Origin of the sequence: Clostridium sp. AF32-12BH, assembly GCF_003477935.1 — a bacterium.
Lineage (GTDB): Bacteria > Bacillota > Clostridia > Lachnospirales > Lachnospiraceae > Brotaphodocola.
Genome location: NZ_QUEH01000008.1, coordinates 46,388 through 62,801, shown reverse-complemented (window position 1 = coordinate 62,801; position 16,414 = coordinate 46,388). Strand labels below are relative to the sequence as shown.

Here is a 16,414-nt window from a genome sequence, read left to right as displayed (position 1 = left end):
CCTAAAAGCTAAAAAATAAACCCTAGCTTATATTATACAGAAAGAGTGGATTTCCTGCAAGACAAATGAAAGTAGAAGGGGAATTGTTTAAGATTGACTCTTTTGTAAGGTATCATAAGTACTGTGAGAGGTATAAAAAAGAAAAACTGATAAACTGCAGCTTTTATAATTGGCTGCAGTTTATCAGTCTATACATACTAACTATTGAAAACGCTGTGTAGAAATGATATGCACTTTAGGTGTTGAAGGCCGGAAGTTAATGGGCTTCCCAATCATTGTGCATATTCTAGGTTCCTTAGTGAAATCCAACCATTTTAAAATAGAAATCCACCAATTCTTCATTGTCTCCAGCAATCAGTTCAAGAAGCACATATAGTGGATCTTCCTCGTTTCGCAATTTTTCAAGTGATGCAGTAATGGTAGAAATTGTATCTTCGTAGTCATCGGCATCAGTAATATCGTTTAAATTACTAATGTCAATACCCATATTTACAAGTATATTTGCGATTATAGAAACATCCAGATCATCAATGAAATCCATATATATCCCCCTATTCTAAATAAAATTTTTTACAGTATAGTTCCGTAATCATGTGTGATAAGTATTCATGAGGACCATAAACAATTGCGGTTCATGGTCCCTGTGTAGTTAGCAGATTGTAATGTTTTTTATGCCACTTGCAGCAATAAATAACAGGATATCTTCTTTGTATTCTGGCAGCACCTTAAGTAAAAGGTTCTCTTCCTGCGTGATCCACTCAGCAGAAAGAAGTTTTTCCTTTATGACAGGGTCATTGCTGATTCTCTCGGACAAACTTTTTTGTGCAAGTTCTCCCGCAGAAAGAGCCGCAGAAGTTTCAGAAACTGTTGCTGTCTCTTGGAAAGAAGTGCCAGTTTCCTCTGCACTTTCAAAAAATCCGGGTTCGTCCGTATTATCAAAGGAGTCAAAGCCCCAGTCACCAAAAAGTGCGTCAAAATCTGTAGTTTCTGTTTGCGCAACTTCAGAGGTTTTGGAAGGAGTGATTAAAACAGGTACACTCTCCTCGGGTAAGTCGGGCTGAGCAGAGCTATTGGAAGTTATCGGGATATTGGTTTCTGCTTCCAGAGCCGTATCGACCGGTTTCGAAAATCCGACGGATTTTATAGACTTTAGTTCGGCAGACAGCCTGAACATCTGATCTTCCAATGATTTTAATTTTCCAGCAAGACCTGATTCACCAGTGTTCAGATCTTTTGTCGCATGGATATAGGCTGCTATTCCGCTGCCGGCAGCATTTTTTAGTTCATCATTCAGCCAGTTTATTTTAGCAGACAGCTCGCAAAGCCGTTCTAGTGTATAGTTTTCTGCGATAGCTGAAGATGATGATGGCTGCCCTGTTTTGGCCAGCAGCAAGGATGTGGATTCATTTAGGAGCTCTTCCGTAAGGCTTAGAAGAGATTTTCCGCTTTTGGCAATGGAATTTAAAGATTCCAGCAGCTTTGTGTAATTTCCAGAAAGCATCGCTTGGATGATTCGGAGCAGCTCATCTTTTTCAGACATCCCGAGAACAGATCGAACGACATCAGCCGTGATTTCATCTTCGCCATTTGATAGCTGTTCCAGCAGTTTTAAGGCATTTCGCATCGCACCACCAGAATAGGAAGCAATCAGTTCTGCAGCTTCCGGCTGAATACGGATTTGAAATTCTGTCGCAACTTCAAGAAGATGTTCACAGATGATGGCCTCTGGGATCTGCGTGATGGTATAGCAGGCAGATCGCGACCGGATGGTTGCCGGGATCCGGTCTGCTTCTGTTGTGCAAAGAATGATCAGTGCATAAGCTGGTGGTTCCTCCAGTGTTTTTAAAAGGGCGTTGAAAGCCTGACGGGAAAGCATGTGTACCTCATCAATGATAACGATTTTCCGCTTTCCGAGTGGGCGCTCGTGTAGCCAGTCTGTCAGGTCCCTTACATGATCAACTCCGGTGTTACTGGCACCGTCGATTTCCAGAAAGTCTACAGATCCACTAGATATAGATCTGCATCCATCACAGGTACCGCAAGGGTTTCCATTCTTATCTTTGTTTTTACAGTTTGCTGCCGTGGCCACGATCCTGGCAAGTGTTGTTTTCCCGGCCCCGTACTGCCCGGCCAGAATAATTACCTGAAAGAATTTGTCGCGGATGGACTGCATTCTCAGATTATTTACAGTAAATTCCTGCCCCTTTACCTCATCGAAGGTTTTTGGGCGTATCTTGGTATAAAGAGTCATAATTCCCCCTCTTTCATCATCTGGAACAGGAGTTCCAGAAAATCATGTTTTGTGTAGAGTAGCTTTTTGCCCCGGATATTGTGTGCCTGTTCAGAAATCTGGTAAGCCTGTTTAGCAGAAATAGGCAGTTCCGTCATATACGGGAATAATTTGCTTCCAACAAGTTTATGCAGGTATTGATCTGCATAGATGGCTTCCAAAAGCCTCACGATTGCCAGACGGGCGGCCGGTGAAAATGCTTCCAAAGCAAATTCGTCTTTTTCTTTCAGGAGACCGAAGGTTGACAGAAGATCCGCATGATTTTGTTGGTTCAGTGCTTTTATCATTCTGGCGGTCATAGATATGAAAGCGTCATCAGCATTTAGCTGTCGGAATAGTCCGGGACAGCCATTAGAAGCTGTAACCACCTCTAATGATACAAGATCTCCCTGTTCCATAAAAAACTGTGCCATATCATCTTCATTTACCGGAAGAAAACGGATTTCAAAGCATCGGCTGCATACCGTGCGGATCAAAGGCTTGTGTGCTATAAAAATGAATACACATTGCCCGTCTTCCAACTCTTTTAGCAGGCTGTTGGCCACGTTTGGGGTCATCTGATTCGCATTATCAATCAAAACAACGCGGCGCACAGTACTGGAATAGGAAATAAATTCTCTTAGGTCCTCCGTATCAGACAATTTGATGCTTGCCTGGTCACAGTCCAGACAGAAAAAATCTGCGCAGGAATGGAGTGGCTTATCAAGTCTGATGTCCAGGAGAAAGTGTGCCAGGATATCTGCACAGGTCCGCTTTCCAGTACCCTGAGGGCCTGACAGAATTAAATGCTGAGCATTTTTTTGTCCTTTGTCCATGTATTGCTTCAGAGCATTTTTCACATATGGGTTTAAAATCAGTTTTTCAAACATTCCTCTCCTCCTCGAAAGACCTCATAACCCAGATAGTCGCAGAAAGCTTTCCGGGTCTTATCGGTCGGATGCATACGGTCAGACTCGAAAAAGATCTGATCGATAGAATTCAGCTCTTTGCTCATTCGTACTGCGTTGGTGACAATAACTGCCTCCTTGGTTTTAGGCGGTGTCGTTCCATTGGCAGCTTCCAGAATATGTAAAAGTGCGGACATATCCGTAACTCGTTTCTCCTGTTCTAATCGGCTGTTTGTGCAGACTGCCATTAAAACCGCATCTGTGGAGGAACTCAAAAGGCGGGCCCGGTCCGTGAAGATGCCTTCCGCAGCGCTGAGTGTGAGCTGGGAAAGCACGCCGCTTGCGTGAAGAAGCGCACCGGCAATGACCAGCGATGGATCCGGCCGGATCACTTCATTTGGGCTGCCTTCGCAGATAGTAAGCGCCATATCAGCCAGGTTTGCAACATTGATGGTATGCTTTAAAAAACCGCCAAAGTATGGATGTGTGGCTTCCTCGGTCAGTGGGAATTCCAAAAACCGTTCGTATCTGGCAGTCCCCATACCGAATACAGCGCAGCATAAACTATACAATTTGGGATCCTCAATTTCATCGAGGAGTTTTTTTAAGAGGGTGATACTTTGTTCTACATCGTAGCTGGACAAAGTAACCCGGAAATCTGCCGGATCGTATGTTTCAGCCGGACTGATCCGGACAATCCGCAGCGTACACTGCTCCCGGAAAAGCTCAACTTTTCCGACAACACGGACAATTTTTCCAACATAGTTATCCGTTTCATCCGAGATGTGTTCGGACCAGCATTTTCCGTATACAATACCACTCTTATCACTGAGCGTAAGGTCCTGCCAGCGCCGGCCATCCGCGATCGACAATTTGACATTCCGAAGTAAAAACTCCGTTGCAATTTCCTTTTCGACCATGTTGGCCAGGTCCTTGATAAAAAATTTCTTCATAATGATATCTCCTCCGTTAAAAAATGCTGATCATAATATTTTTTGATCAGCTCCAATAATTTTTCGTTTTCCGGATAGTCAAATCCTCTTTCAAATTTCAGAAGAGAATTATCTACACCACGAAAACGCGTAAAATACAGTTCCCCGCAGCGGGCAAACACTTCCGTTGGGACCAAATAGTAATCCAGGTTGTATTTGCTGTTTCCATTCAGCCGTGCTTTTAAATCCGGATCTTCACAATCCGAAAGATATTCCTGCAGGCAGGCCTCATACTGAAGCCGGATTTCTTTGAAATCATAGCCTTCACTCAGCATTCCATGAAAGTGATCGTACATGTGCAGAAATTCGTGGACGTAGCTGCTAGGGGAGCGGACATCAATGCATACGCACTGGTAGGCCGGGGAATAAAGGCCGGAAGCATGGTGTCGGCCAAGCTTGCGGAAACGAATGGAAGCATCATAGGGATGCTTTCCCAAAATATCCCCAAGAGCAAGAAATTCTTTTTCCAGTTCCTGCATTTTGTCAAGATCACAGTCTTCGTCTACCTCTATATAGCGGTAAACTGTTAAGAAACGGCTCTCTTTCATGTAATCCTGATGCTTTGGCGGAATATTCTTTTTGGTCATAAATGCATTGGCTACCTCTGTGTTATTTCGATGATAGCGCTCATCCGCTTCCTGCATTTTGTGCTGTTCCATCAGGGCTTTTATAATGATGAGATATCCCTCTGGAATATTATCATTACATAGAAAATCCACTGTGCTGATAGAATACTGATTTAAGATCGGCAGGATCTGCTGCAGGAGTGAAAATTGAAATATAATTCCGTGCGCTTGTTGGCCGGCTATTCGCTCCTTTACAGGAATTTCCAGCTTGTCAAAAAATTGCATGACTTCTGGATACAAAACCTGCTCTTTTTCATAAGCATATACGGTACACATTTTCCCAAAAGCCTGGTATCTACGGGCAATTTCATCCAGAATGGACATATAGACCAGGTCATGGTCTTTAGACTCAATGGAATGGATGTAGCGCTTGTATTCAATCCGGATACGTTCTATGACTGCCAGTGTTGCAAGATAATAGGAATCCCATAAGATACATTTTCTCTTATCGTCTTTCAAATAGATTTTGCGGTTCCGGTTTCTGGGCTTTAGTTTTCCGAAGACCAGAAAGTATTCATTTTCAAATACAGTCATTTGAAAAATACAGTCCGTTGGCATACCGGTTGCTCCAACCAGCCTCGTTACCTGCTCATCATGGCATTGCGATAGAGAAATGCTAAATCCCAGAATCTCCTGCAGTTTTTCAGAAATCTCCTGTTCCGTGATCTGACCGGCCAGAAAATCTTTGTAAAGGGTATTTACAAAAGGATCGATCACCTTTTTCCAGTAGGTCTTGATCAGATATTCCGTGAAATCTTTTCGGCTGTTGCTCTTTTTCCAGAATTGGTCTCTGGAAAATAATTTGAAAAAGTCATTCATGGAATAAGTCCGGCGGGTTTTGATCCGGAGCAGTGACTGGATCCGGTCCTCTCCTTTGGCCAGATAATTGGTAGTCACCGTATTTTCTGGCAGAAAATCAAAAAGGTCGAAAAAATCTTCATCCGAAGATTCCATCGCCCCCTCATTTGTGTCTGGTTCATTGAAATTGAATAGCGCAGACAAATTGTACGGCAGTTGTAAAATAGCCATAGGTTCCTCCTCTCTTTGTTGTGAATGCACAAAAAAAGACCAAATTAGAATTCCTCTAATTTGGTCCGCATCTGTGCAGACTCATCCCCTTTTAATAAGCAATGTGCTTGAAACGAAGACAGAGTCTATTGTGTTTGAAATAAATTTTATCAAGGATAGTTTAACATAGATCAAAGGTGAGCGCAACGCCAAGAATGGACAGAAAAGAAGGAGCTAAGAATGGACAGAAAAGAAGGAGCCTTAGTGCCGGGAGGTCTGTTAATCAGAAAAGCTGTTTCAAACGCATAATACGTTAGAAACAGCTTTTTCTCAAATCTTTCTTTTGGAGAGTTCGTCCATGTATAATTCGGCAATATAGGATGGGCCATTGCACCATAATCGGGTCTGCTCATCGTAAAGTGCCTTGCCGGTTTTGGAAGAATAAAATTCCGGCAATATTTCCTTTGGACTTTTTCCTGTATCTTCTGCAATTTCTTCGACGGCCATGGTAATAAGAAGGTCAATCGTATAGTCTATTCGCTCTTTTGAAATCATTTCTTCAGCCATATTTTCTCGCTTTCCACAAAATGCAGGCAATCAAGCGCTGCAGTTGTTTTAAAACAATACTGATCCTTTAACTTATTCGGAAGTAGCTGTTTAATACAAAAATCATCAGCTTCTTTGCTTCCGGCTATTCCAAAGGCGCCGACTAGGTATGCAGCCAGCGTTGCATTTGTCGCGTCATCCGCAATTTTCCCAGCAATAATATCATATTTTGCCATAGTATCTTCAACATCCAGAAACAAAAGTCTTTTTCGATGAGCCGCAACACAGTGCAGCCATTCCACATTTGCATCATCAAATGCATATGTGGATAATTCTGGTGAAGGTCTTAACTGAAAGATGGAAAGATAGCCATAATCCTGATTCTCTTTAATGCTTCCATTTGCGAATGCTTTAGCAATGGAAGTCTTGAGAAAACGAATAGCCTGGTCCTTGGAGGTGGTCCAAAGTCTTTTCGTCTGGCGCATCTTTCCAATAAAGGCTTCTTTACCTCACAATAGCTGCCATGGTAAAGGATAAGCCCATCTGTAAAATCAAGAACTAATTTGGATCCCCTTTCTTTGAAGAAATTCCGTGATGTCTTCTAATACAGCATCATCTCCTTCGCAGTGAAAAATCCCATAACATTTTTCGATATAGCCAAGTACATCTGCTTTTCCGAAGATGTTAAAAATCTCATCCACAGGAAGATGCCATTCCTTTGATGCTAAACGTACCAATCGGGTCTGCATGAATATGATCTCTTCTTTTTCGCTCATCGCGAAATCCTCCTTTCCGAGCTATTTCTATACTCCATATTAACATAATATCTGCGCGTGAACAAGATGACGATGTGGCAACCAATTTAGTAAGCTTTTTAGTCAAGCTCGTCAACTACAATAGATCTTTTATATTCCTGCTTTCCTTCATAATCTCCGGTATAACCACTGGCCAGAAACCAATCTGACATTGCCTTCCTCTTTTGAAGGCCGCGCAATGCTTTTTCGTAATCAAAAACATAGGAATCTGCTATAAAATTTTTGCACAGTTCCCGGATATATATTATGTCATGTTCTGATTTACCCTGAAAACCGTATTCCGTTTCGTAATTCGGGTTGTCAGAGTAGCTCTTGCGGTGTCCGGCATAGAAGATAACGTCATAGCAGCATTCGCGACGAATCTTCCGTTCCAGGTCTGATTGCTGCCAGTACGGATCACTATAGTCGGTAATCTTAATGTCGAATACCTTCTTTTCATCCATGTCAAAAAACTGGACACGGTAACGGCCGTCCCCTTCTTCAATCCACTCAAATTTCATAATCCTTTTCCTCCTGGTTATTTTTACTTTCCGTATATGCCATATAGTATTTTTTTTGATCAAGGGTTCTATGGTGACCGGGAGCTATGTAATTCTCCCCCCACTATTTCCATACCCCATCTTAACACAATATCTGTGCGTGAACAAGATGCCGCGGCAGCGGTCAATCGACATAGTTTTTAAACTCCGGATACAGTGGGGCATCGGAAAAACTACCCTGCAAAAGAAAGAGGTTTCGTTTGGCCCGGGTCATGGAAACATACAGTAGGTTCCGGCCCTCTTCTGATTCTTCAAACTCTTCTACTCCATAAATTACTACGGTGGGAAATTCTTTCCCTTTTGATTTATGAGCAGTAAGAAGGGTAATCGTATCGGGGCTTGCGGGATATTCAACCTCTGCTGTATCAGAAAATTCGATCATGGCATTCATATGGTTAAGAAATTCGGAAGCCGTATTGATAGCCCGCATTTCGATGCGGGAGCACAACTCTTCTACTGCCGGATGTTCCTTCTTCTGCCAGAGAAACTGGTAAATGGACCGAACGGCATCGGACAGATCCTGGGCATACAGAAGTTTTTTACAGGAAGAAAGTGTCCTGGCAAGTGCGATACCGGGACTGCCGGATGCTTCATATATTTCAAGCAGATCCGGATCATATAAATCTGGTTCTGGAAGATTGAAATATTTTAAGAAGCTTTCCAACATGTGGTCTCGCTCGACAGGAATGTCCAGTTCATATCCATTACGTTTCAGCTGTCTGTAAAGCGCCAGTGGATCATGAAAATTGGTCACGTAGAGAGAAAATGTGTCACGAATGGCAATAAATACCTCATCCTTTATGAGTAATGTTTTGGGTGAAGTTGCAAGGTAAAAACCATCTAAACTTTTTTTGATCTTTTCCAGCGCTTTATTTTTGCGCGCAATGATGGCAATATCTCCAGGTTTATAACCAGAGCGTTCTGCGGATGCAACCAGATCCCGGATGGTATCTACCAGAACATTTTTCCGATAAATCGGCCGAACCGTAGCGCGGTGATGGGAACGCAGAGATTTGCGATACCGATTCGTATTATTGGCAATCAGCGCATTTGCAGCTTCCAAAATGTGGTCTACCGACCGGAAATTATCTGGAAGAATCACGATTTTACTGTTGCTCCACATCTCCTGAAAATGAAGCAGGTAATAGTTGCTTCCTCCGCGCCAGGAATAAATACTCTGATCATCGTCTCCCACAACCACAATATTTCCATGGGATGCGATGGCGTATACCAGATCGACCTGATCTGACGAGATATCCTGGAATTCATCAATCATTACATAGCGAAAACGCTGCTGATAGCTTTTTAATACATCTGGATATTCGCTAAACAGTTGGTTGGTAAGCTGGATCTGTTCATCAAAGCAGATATACCCCTCTTCTTTCATTCGTTCCTTCAGTTTCTGATAAAGGCACCCTAAACCATCCGGATCAGGAAAATCCGCATGTTTTTTCCACTCTTCCAGTCCGTCTTTCTCAATGGAAAGTACAGCGTTGTAAATCCTGCTCAGCAGGCCGAAATCACCGGTGAGTCCGTCATAGTCAATGCCGGACAATGGAGAGATTTCATCAATGATCTGCAAAATCAGACGATAGTAGTCTACCTTCTCTGCAATTTTTAAGGATTTTCCTATGAAGTCCTCATGTTTGCGAAGAATCGTGTAGCCAAGGCTGTGGAAGGTAAAGATGGCCGGCAATGCACTTTCTTCACCGAGCACCCGTCTGGCACGTTCCAGAATTTCGCCAGCGGCCTTTTTGGTGAAGGTGACAAAAAGAATTTGTTCCGGCAAAATCCCGTTTTTGATCATTCGTACCATACGTGCAATCAGACAGTGAGTCTTGCCGGCACCAGGTACCGCGATGACTGCCATAGGGCCATCCATGTGTTCAACAACTCTCCGCTGCTCCGGTGTCAGTCCTTTCTCTAAATCGACTGTTTCCGCTGGAACAGGGATGGAAGTTTCTTCTGGTTGTTTTTCCGGTGCCAATGCGGAAGTATTCTGCTGATGGCATACATCTGTATAGCGGCAGTATTCACATTTTTGAGGTACGGAAAGCTGGATCGTGCTCAGGAGAGCCTGGGTGGCCTCCGCTATCCCGCCGTATCCCATTTGAAGATAGCATTTCCCTTCCGTATACTGTGAGGCCAGAAAATCAGCCTTATCCTCTTTGGATTTTAAGTAGCAGATCATGGAAATCGTTTCCTGTCCATAGGCTGGAGCGCTGATCAGGTATTGTGATAACAGTTCCAGGCTGTAATATGCCTGGGTCTCTTGCTTCCTGGCTCTCACAGAATACTGTGGTTCATTCGGGAAAATACTTAAAGCATAGACATGCTCCCCCTTTTTAAGAACCAGATCTGCTTGTGCAGATAATTCAGACACCGCTACGTGGTTGCAGCTTGTATTGACTGAAATCGCTGAGCAGAGCCTGGTCTTCAAAATCTGATAACCCTGCTCAAAGAACCAGTCAGCAAAGCGATGCCACCTGGCAAGGTCCTGATCCCGGCAGGTTTCATACTGGCGGTTATTAAGGAACCAGTCTCTGCTGTATTCCAGAAATGCTTTTTCGAGTGCTTCTGAAAATGAAGTAGGCCCTTTGGATAATGCTAAAATTAAAGAGTCCTTCTTTTGATAAAAAAACTGGGTACGTTTTGATGCAGCATATAATCCCAGCTTTCCGAGACGGTAGTGGCTTTCGCAGTGGCGAAGCCGGATAAGATCCCTGATTGTAAGTTTCATAGGCTAAGTCCTCCTTTTGGGCACGAAAAAAGGAACCTCCCAAAGGAAGTTCCTCCAACGTACATATTATTCTGTTTATTTTTCCAGAATTCCCCCACTCATTCGGTCATAAAATGGCGTGCGCTTTGTCAGAGACAAATGTTGTTGAAATGAAAGAATCTATGAGTATTTTACCATTGGATTTGGGGCAAATCAAGGATTATCAGATGATGGTATGACAACTTATGTAGATTAATGGGAAGAAATGTGCTATGCTAAAAAGGCTGCCGAACCTCCAGCAGAAAGGAGGTGAGTCGGATGGGAGATTTTATCATCACATTTTTTGTCTCTGTTTTAGCAGGTGTAGTTAGCTACTACATATGCAAATGGCTGGACAGAGATAAATAGGCAGCAACAGCCTAAACGGTCGGTTCGCCGTAATGAACAAGAAAACCCCAGAGGAGGCACCCTCTGGGGTTTTCGTTTTGCCGCATGGGAAATCATCACATTTCTTAGCTGCCTACATTTTATTATATTTTCATCGAAAAGTCAATATTCCTATGAATGCCCGTTTATCGCTGTATGAATATCTGGTTATCGTTTGTTATAATTAATAGTTTTGTAATGGAGAATTAAAGATAAAGGTTCACTTTTGTGCTACCATATTTATAACAAATAATTTGAAAAAGGGGCGATTACATGGAAGAGAGTTTCTGGAAACAGACATATGAGAAGATTCTGATTGGAATGGGTCTCTTTGGGATTACATTGAATTTTCTCTTTCTCAATCAGATTCTTCCCTTCCTTGGTGCCCTTTTGCTGTTTACGGGATTCCGAAAACTGAGACTGGAAAACCGCTGGCTGAAAGCCGGATACGCAGGCGCCGCGCTCAAAGTTGTGATTACCATCGTGAACATTGTGATTGGAAGTGTGCTCGAACGGGAGAAAATTTATGTTTCATATGTATGGAAAGTGATTGTTTTCTGTGGCGGAATTTTGCCGGTTTTTCTGATGGTTTGTCTCTTCCTTGGTATGCGTGAGGAACTGGAAAAGCGTAAGGCGGAAATAAAAAATGAGGTCGTGCTCCATATCATCATCTGGTATGTGGTGGTGACCGTGCTTGCGGTTCGGGAATATGAGGGCTGGATTCTTGGCCTGGCGATCGTTGCCGCATATATTGGAATCCTTGTGGAGTTAAAGAATATAGCAGAAAAACTGGAACAGGCCGAATATGTACTGGAAGAGCATCCGGTGCGGATTTCAGATGGAAGATACGCAGCGGGAGCAGCAATTCTGACTGCGGCAGGCCTGCTCATCGGCTATACATGTTTTGGTTCCTATCACATGGCGTGGACAACTGCAAAAGAAACGCAGGATTCGGCGAGTGAAGAAATCAAAGCACATCTGTTATCCCTGGGTTTTCCGGAAGAGATTTTGCATGATTTAAAGGAAGAAGATATTCTGGCATGCAAAAATGCCAGACAGATTTTGCTGAATCAAAGCGATGATTTGCTGCGGGACGGGGATGAGCGGCTGCAGCTTGACGGCGTGGCAGTGGAACTGGAACAGGAAGGGCAGTGGAAGGTAATCCATCATTTCTTATGGAACGGAAATTCGGGCTTTCGCGGGACAGAGGCAGTGCAGATCAATCCTGCATACCAGGAATTGAACGGCGGTTGGACTGCCCAGGGAGAACTTACCGGCCAGGTCCTTTACGATAAGGATGGGACTTCTTACACCGCAGAGTATGCGTCTTTACAAAATGAAGCATACGATACCAACCAGAATTTTCCATTTTACGGAAGCCAGCAGTATGCCAGCATTTTTGCAGAATTTTCCATGCCACATCGCGGGGAAAACTGCCGCGGATACGTGGCTTACGAAATCAAGGCAAAGGAAAGTGACTGGTGGATTGATTCCTGGCTCAATTACACCCATCAAAAGACCATCTGGCAGTACCCAGTGATATCTGCGGCCCAGAACAGAAAACAGGGAGGCTGGCTGAATGAGCGTGTGTTCAGTACTGTGCAGGATGCGCTGCAGGTGTTACCGGAGGGAGAACGTGAGAATTCTGTCGGCTTAGGAATGTAAAATAGGGAGTTGCAGAGGTGTTTTTTATGAAAAGAATCACATGCATTTTACTGACTTGCATATTATGTTTTTCTATTTCAGGCTGTACAAAGACATATAAAGGTACGGATGAACTGATAGAAAAAGCCAGAGAAGAAATTCCAGTTTCCGATGCGGATACGATTGATATGCAGTATGGAGGTATGTGTACCGTAGATGATACGGCACTCGTTTGGTTTATTTCTGGCAATCAATATCAGACGCATTACTACCTTCCTATGGAAGTAGAAATCAAAGGAGAAGCAGAATATGCTTATGTTCGGACATACAAACCGATGTCTCCTTTCATGGATATTGCTGTTTTGAACTGGAATCGTGGGTATGCCTTTATTGTGAACAATCCAAATTGTGTTTCTGTAAAAATTACGGATGAAGCAGGTACACATGAAGAAATGATAGAAAAAGATGCCTATCCGTATGTGTTCTATTGTTCATCTGTCCCATCGGAGTACGTTTTTATTGATGCTGAAGGAAATGAACTTAACTGAAACCTCAGCAACTTCAAATTTGAAGGGAGGCAGTTAAGATGATTTCTTGTAATAAGAAATTGAAGAGTGCAGCTAAGGGATTTCTATGTGGAATGTTGCTATATCTATTTATGATATTTATGACGGGGCATTTCACCTTTTTCAGATTATCTGAAATTCCGACGTATCTTTTGAGACGACTCCCATACGGAATAATGAAGTGTTTCTCCTTTGGAGTGGTTGGTTACCTAATAAGTTTGTGTTATTACATTGAGAAAAGAAAATTCAATAAATGATAAAAAGTGGGCTTCTAGGAATAATCGCAAAGGCTGCCGTCCTGGTATTTGTTAGGCGGTAGCCTTTGCTTATGCAAGAATGAAAATGTGCTTTTATATGTTGATTGACTCAGTTATTCATTCCTATGATCACAACTCTGCAGAATTTCCAGGGTCCTATTATCTCTTTCTCCACCGAAAAATTTTTTGAGTACTTTTTCAAATACATCAATTTCCGGAGCTACAGTATCAAATAGGGTCATACAGGACTGGAGCTTTCTATCATCTGGTTCACCCATTACTTTCTTTGCATCGTTGTCTTTAATTTCCAGCAGGACAGTGGATATTTCAATCAGATTATGGCCGAGGGTTGGATCCGTAATATAGTTTTCAGCTTCCTCACGACTTTCAATGGCATAGTATATCGCCATATTACTGTATCCGAGACCACGAATCTGGGGGAATATGAACCACATCCAATGGCTTCTCTTTTTACCTACCTTTAATTCCTCATAAGCGTCATGATAGTAATTCTGCTGTGCTATTAGGAAACGATCTAATGATTTTTTCATGAATGGCTCCTTAAAAATATTTACTTTGGCGAGGCTTCTGCAGGTGACAGTTGTTCAATTTTTGCCTGCAGCTTTGCATTTTCTCTATCCGCTTCTCTGATACGCTCCTGCATTTCACGCTCTTTATCCATGACGGCGCGCTCTTTATCAATTTCCGCACGCAATTTGCTTTCATTTAACTGAGACTGTAGGGCTGAAAATTTGTCCTGGAGCTCTTTGTACTGCTCCTGTAAATCCTTGTATTTTTCCAGATCGGCTTCCATACCAGTCATTTTTTTGAGAAGAAGATCATTGCTGGCAGTTTTTTCATTGGCAATCGTGCGGGCATCATCACGCTCACGGCATGCATGCTCTTTTTCACTCATTACTTTTTCAATTTGAGCAGTGGTTTCTTTTTTTATGGCTTCAATCTGGGCAGCGGCATCCTCCTCTGCTTTATTCATCGTATCCATGGCCTCTTTTTGGAGTCTGTTAGCCAAATCAGTATTTTGCTGGGCCCTATCCATATCAATTTGGGCCTTTGCAATAGCCTGTTCTTTTTCTGTAATCGCAGCATTTAATGCTTCCTGAAGCCTAGAAATTTTGGCATCCTGGCCGACTGCTATACCATTAAGTTGTTTAATTAATGTAGAGATCGTGGCTTCAACTGCCAGTAAGGGGCCTTCTAACTCAGGATGTGTCCCTCTGATATTGTCGGACTCTGCAATATCAAGAATGCGCAGAATAGCATTCTCCTGCTGCTCGCCTTTTGGGTCTTCCAGATTTTTATACAGATCAATGATGTGCATCAGCCGTTCCGATGCTGTTGCGGTCAAGCGCATGCTGACCGGCTTTTTGGCAGATTTTTCTTTGATTTCTTCCATGGGATGCTCCTGATTGATATAAATGTTTACGTTTACATTATATACGTTTACTTTAATTGTATTATAGCATCATACAGGCCACATAACAATAGAAAGTTTATTTTTAGTGAAAAACGTAAACTTTTTATTGCGAGAAATGTAAATAAAAATAGCCCTGGACATTTTTGCCCAAGGCTATATCATGCAGCATCAATTTTACTTTGCAATTAGGCGAATACACAATGAATTTCACGATATATGTTGAATTTAAAGTGCACGTGGTCACTGATTCCCACATGTGATAATTCAGCAGACAAGTACGGCAAATATTTTTGATTTGGAGTTGTTTAGGCATTTTAGAACAAAAAGTTTACGTTTACGTCGTAAACGTAAACTTTTATGGAGATGAGCAACGATTATAGCATATAGAAAGAAAAATTCCATAAATAATGCTATTCTACCGTTCCAGTGGAAGATCTAATCCAGGATCTTTTCAGGCTTAAAATTGAGGTAGTCTCCAGAAACCAGGTGATACCGGATCCCATGGTGAACTCCGTGGATACTGTCGCCGTAACGGGACTCTCCGTGGCAGTGGGAATATACAACATGCTCCACTCCGTACTCTTCGGCCATCCGCGTGAAGATACTCTCCTCTTCCACGATATTTGTTGGCGGATAGTGGAGAAACATAATATATTTACGGAAGCCGGCCTCTCTGGCGCTTTCAAAAGAAATCCGCAATCGTTCCGCTTCCCGCGCTACCAGCTTTTTGGCCTGTTTCTCATTGGCTTCATCCCATCCGACAATCTGCCCTTTTGAATTGATGTAGAATGGTCCCTCAAAGGTATATCCTTTTGTTCCTACAAGGGCATAATCCTGGTAATGATAGTGATTATTCTGCAGGAAATGCAGCTGTGGTTCATATTCTTGATTTAGAACTGCAGTTTTCTTGGCATCCCAAAACATATCGTGATTTCCCCGCAGCAAAATCTTATTTCCGGGAAGATCTGCGATAAAAGCAAGATCTGTTTTTGCTTCGGACAGATTTTTGCCCCAGCAATGATCTCCAGTGATGACAAATGTATCTTCATTTCCAATCAGTTTTCTGCAATTCTTTTCGAGTTTTTCTTCATGCTTTTTCCAGACTTTCCCGAATCTATCCATAGGTTTGTCTACGGAAAAGGCCAGATGCATATCTCCCAGAGCATATAGTGCCATGTTTTCTGAGCCTCCATTTAAAATGAATGTTTGCTGAGCAGGCCGGACAATACAAACTGCGATGTTATATGGGGAGGATGCTCAACGATATTTTTAGTATAATGGGTTGCTTCGGGAGTGTCAATTCGATTTGCATTCACCTACATCTGGCCGGCTTAGGCCAGGAGGCTGATTGGCAAAACAAAAAGAGGATATGCCCATAACAGACATACCCGCTAAAATTACTTTGTTGTCTGCATCAAAGTTTAGAAATAAAAAAGTTTACATTTACAGCGTAAACGTAAACTTCCAAAGAAAGTGGCAGATTTTTCATGCATCATCTGTAAATGATACGACATCGTTGGGCGTGCAGGACAGATATTTGCATATGCGTTCTAATGTTACCAAGGTTATATTTTGGCCTTTTTTGAGCCGGTCAAGCGTATGATTGTCAAGGACCTTATCCTTCAACAGAGTATACTGTGTAATTTTGCGTTTCTGCATCGTGT

Annotated in this window: 16 protein-coding genes; 2 read left to right on the top strand and 14 right to left on the bottom strand. The window is 42.6% G+C overall.

Features of this window, described 5'->3' with window-relative positions; all coding sequences use genetic code 11:
• Positions 1 to 295: 295 nt before the first annotated feature.
• The 10 genes from DWZ40_RS09580 to DWZ40_RS09535 all read right to left on the bottom strand — a co-directional run bounded on the left by DWZ40_RS09580 (position 296) and on the right by DWZ40_RS09535 (position 10,443).
• Positions 296 to 541: a hypothetical protein gene (locus DWZ40_RS09580; protein WP_118542834.1), complete on the bottom strand. Its 246-nt coding sequence runs from the start codon at positions 539 to 541 to the stop codon at positions 296 to 298.
• A 108-nt stretch (positions 542 to 649) separates the two neighbouring features.
• Positions 650 to 2,251 (bottom strand): DNA polymerase III subunit gamma/tau, encoded by a 1,602-nt coding sequence (dnaX, locus tag DWZ40_RS09575; RefSeq protein WP_118542833.1) that lies wholly within the window; start codon positions 2,249 to 2,251, stop codon positions 650 to 652.
• Positions 2,248 to 3,159, bottom strand: coding sequence for an AAA family ATPase (locus DWZ40_RS09570; RefSeq protein WP_118542832.1), 912 nt, complete (start codon positions 3,157 to 3,159; stop codon positions 2,248 to 2,250). Before DWZ40_RS09570 ends, dnaX begins: the two co-directional genes overlap by 4 nt.
• Positions 3,144 to 4,130: a hypothetical protein gene (locus tag DWZ40_RS09565; protein ID WP_118542831.1), complete on the bottom strand. Its 987-nt coding sequence runs from the start codon at positions 4,128 to 4,130 to the stop codon at positions 3,144 to 3,146. Before DWZ40_RS09565 ends, DWZ40_RS09570 begins: the two co-directional genes overlap by 16 nt.
• Positions 4,127 to 5,824, bottom strand: a complete 1,698-nt coding sequence (locus DWZ40_RS09560; protein WP_118542830.1) for a hypothetical protein — start codon at positions 5,822 to 5,824, stop codon at positions 4,127 to 4,129. Before DWZ40_RS09560 ends, DWZ40_RS09565 begins: the two co-directional genes overlap by 4 nt.
• A 309-nt stretch (positions 5,825 to 6,133) precedes the next feature.
• Positions 6,134 to 6,370 (bottom strand): hypothetical protein, encoded by a 237-nt coding sequence (locus DWZ40_RS09555; RefSeq protein WP_118542829.1) that lies wholly within the window; start codon positions 6,368 to 6,370, stop codon positions 6,134 to 6,136.
• A complete protein-coding gene (locus DWZ40_RS09550) occupies positions 6,355 to 6,834 on the bottom strand; it encodes a DUF3990 domain-containing protein (RefSeq protein WP_243032091.1) in 480 nt (159 codons plus the stop codon). The genes DWZ40_RS09555 and DWZ40_RS09550 overlap by 16 nt, the downstream gene beginning before the upstream one ends.
• Before the next feature lie 66 nt (positions 6,835 to 6,900).
• Complete coding sequence (locus DWZ40_RS09545; protein WP_118542828.1) at positions 6,901 to 7,125, bottom strand: DUF3791 domain-containing protein; 225 nt, start codon at positions 7,123 to 7,125, stop codon at positions 6,901 to 6,903.
• Positions 7,126 to 7,223: 98 nt separating this feature from the next.
• Positions 7,224 to 7,664 (bottom strand): hypothetical protein, encoded by a 441-nt coding sequence (locus DWZ40_RS09540; RefSeq protein WP_118542827.1) that lies wholly within the window; start codon positions 7,662 to 7,664, stop codon positions 7,224 to 7,226.
• Between the two features lie 163 nt (positions 7,665 to 7,827).
• Positions 7,828 to 10,443: an ATP-dependent helicase gene (locus DWZ40_RS09535; protein ID WP_118542826.1), complete on the bottom strand. Its 2,616-nt coding sequence runs from the start codon at positions 10,441 to 10,443 to the stop codon at positions 7,828 to 7,830.
• A 678-nt stretch (positions 10,444 to 11,121) separates the two neighbouring features.
• On the opposite strand from DWZ40_RS09535, the gene DWZ40_RS09530 reads away from it, so the two are divergent.
• Both DWZ40_RS09530 and DWZ40_RS09525 read left to right on the top strand, forming a co-directional pair.
• Positions 11,122 to 12,513, top strand: a complete 1,392-nt coding sequence (locus DWZ40_RS09530) for a hypothetical protein (RefSeq protein ID WP_118542825.1) — start codon at positions 11,122 to 11,124, stop codon at positions 12,511 to 12,513.
• Between the two features lie 26 nt (positions 12,514 to 12,539).
• A complete protein-coding gene (locus tag DWZ40_RS09525; protein ID WP_118542824.1) occupies positions 12,540 to 13,040 on the top strand; it encodes a hypothetical protein in 501 nt (166 codons plus the stop codon).
• Positions 13,041 to 13,428: 388 nt separating this feature from the next.
• On the opposite strand, the gene DWZ40_RS09515 is transcribed toward DWZ40_RS09525, so the two are convergent.
• From DWZ40_RS09515 to DWZ40_RS09500, 4 genes are all read right to left on the bottom strand, one after another.
• Complete coding sequence (locus DWZ40_RS09515; RefSeq protein ID WP_118542822.1) at positions 13,429 to 13,866, bottom strand: DUF1810 domain-containing protein; 438 nt, start codon at positions 13,864 to 13,866, stop codon at positions 13,429 to 13,431.
• Between the two features lie 20 nt (positions 13,867 to 13,886).
• Complete coding sequence (locus tag DWZ40_RS09510; RefSeq protein WP_118542821.1) at positions 13,887 to 14,729, bottom strand: hypothetical protein; 843 nt, start codon at positions 14,727 to 14,729, stop codon at positions 13,887 to 13,889.
• A gap of 456 nt (positions 14,730 to 15,185) precedes the next feature.
• Positions 15,186 to 15,926 carry a metallophosphoesterase gene (locus DWZ40_RS09505; protein WP_118542820.1) on the bottom strand — a complete coding sequence of 247 codons (741 nt, stop codon included), beginning with the start codon at positions 15,924 to 15,926 and terminating at the stop codon, positions 15,186 to 15,188.
• A 309-nt stretch (positions 15,927 to 16,235) separates the two neighbouring features.
• On the bottom strand, positions 16,236 to 16,409 hold the full coding sequence (locus DWZ40_RS09500; RefSeq protein WP_243032099.1) for a helix-turn-helix transcriptional regulator: 174 nt from the start codon (positions 16,407 to 16,409) through the stop codon (positions 16,236 to 16,238).
• Positions 16,410 to 16,414 lie beyond the last annotated feature (5 nt).

Excerpts from the sequence above, each read along its gene's own strand:
- DWZ40_RS09500 (WP_243032099.1), bottom strand. The coding sequence starts at position 16,409 with ATGCAGAAACGCAAAATTACACAGTATACTCTGTTGAAGGATAAGGTC.
- DWZ40_RS09525 (WP_118542824.1), top strand. The coding sequence starts at position 12,540 with ATGAAAAGAATCACATGCATTTTACTGACTTGCATATTATGTTTTTCT.
- DWZ40_RS09510 (WP_118542821.1), bottom strand. The coding sequence starts at position 14,729 with ATGGAAGAAATCAAAGAAAAATCTGCCAAAAAGCCGGTCAGCATGCGC.
- DWZ40_RS09545 (WP_118542828.1), bottom strand. The coding sequence starts at position 7,125 with ATGAGCGAAAAAGAAGAGATCATATTCATGCAGACCCGATTGGTACGT.
- DWZ40_RS09535 (WP_118542826.1), bottom strand. The coding sequence starts at position 10,443 with ATGAAACTTACAATCAGGGATCTTATCCGGCTTCGCCACTGCGAAAGC.
- DWZ40_RS09565 (WP_118542831.1), bottom strand. The coding sequence starts at position 4,130 with ATGAAGAAATTTTTTATCAAGGACCTGGCCAACATGGTCGAAAAGGAA.
- DWZ40_RS09550 (WP_243032091.1), bottom strand. The coding sequence starts at position 6,834 with ATGCGCCAGACGAAAAGACTTTGGACCACCTCCAAGGACCAGGCTATT.
- DWZ40_RS09515 (WP_118542822.1), bottom strand. The coding sequence starts at position 13,866 with ATGAAAAAATCATTAGATCGTTTCCTAATAGCACAGCAGAATTACTAT.
- DWZ40_RS09580 (WP_118542834.1), bottom strand. The coding sequence starts at position 541 with ATGGATTTCATTGATGATCTGGATGTTTCTATAATCGCAAATATACTT.
- DWZ40_RS09570 (WP_118542832.1), bottom strand. The coding sequence starts at position 3,159 with ATGTTTGAAAAACTGATTTTAAACCCATATGTGAAAAATGCTCTGAAG.
- DWZ40_RS09530 (WP_118542825.1), top strand. The coding sequence starts at position 11,122 with ATGGAAGAGAGTTTCTGGAAACAGACATATGAGAAGATTCTGATTGGA.
- DWZ40_RS09560 (WP_118542830.1), bottom strand. The coding sequence starts at position 5,824 with ATGGCTATTTTACAACTGCCGTACAATTTGTCTGCGCTATTCAATTTC.
- DWZ40_RS09505 (WP_118542820.1), bottom strand. The coding sequence starts at position 15,926 with ATGGCACTATATGCTCTGGGAGATATGCATCTGGCCTTTTCCGTAGAC.
- DWZ40_RS09540 (WP_118542827.1), bottom strand. The coding sequence starts at position 7,664 with ATGAAATTTGAGTGGATTGAAGAAGGGGACGGCCGTTACCGTGTCCAG.
- dnaX (WP_118542833.1), bottom strand. The coding sequence starts at position 2,251 with ATGACTCTTTATACCAAGATACGCCCAAAAACCTTCGATGAGGTAAAG.
- DWZ40_RS09555 (WP_118542829.1), bottom strand. The coding sequence starts at position 6,370 with ATGGCTGAAGAAATGATTTCAAAAGAGCGAATAGACTATACGATTGAC.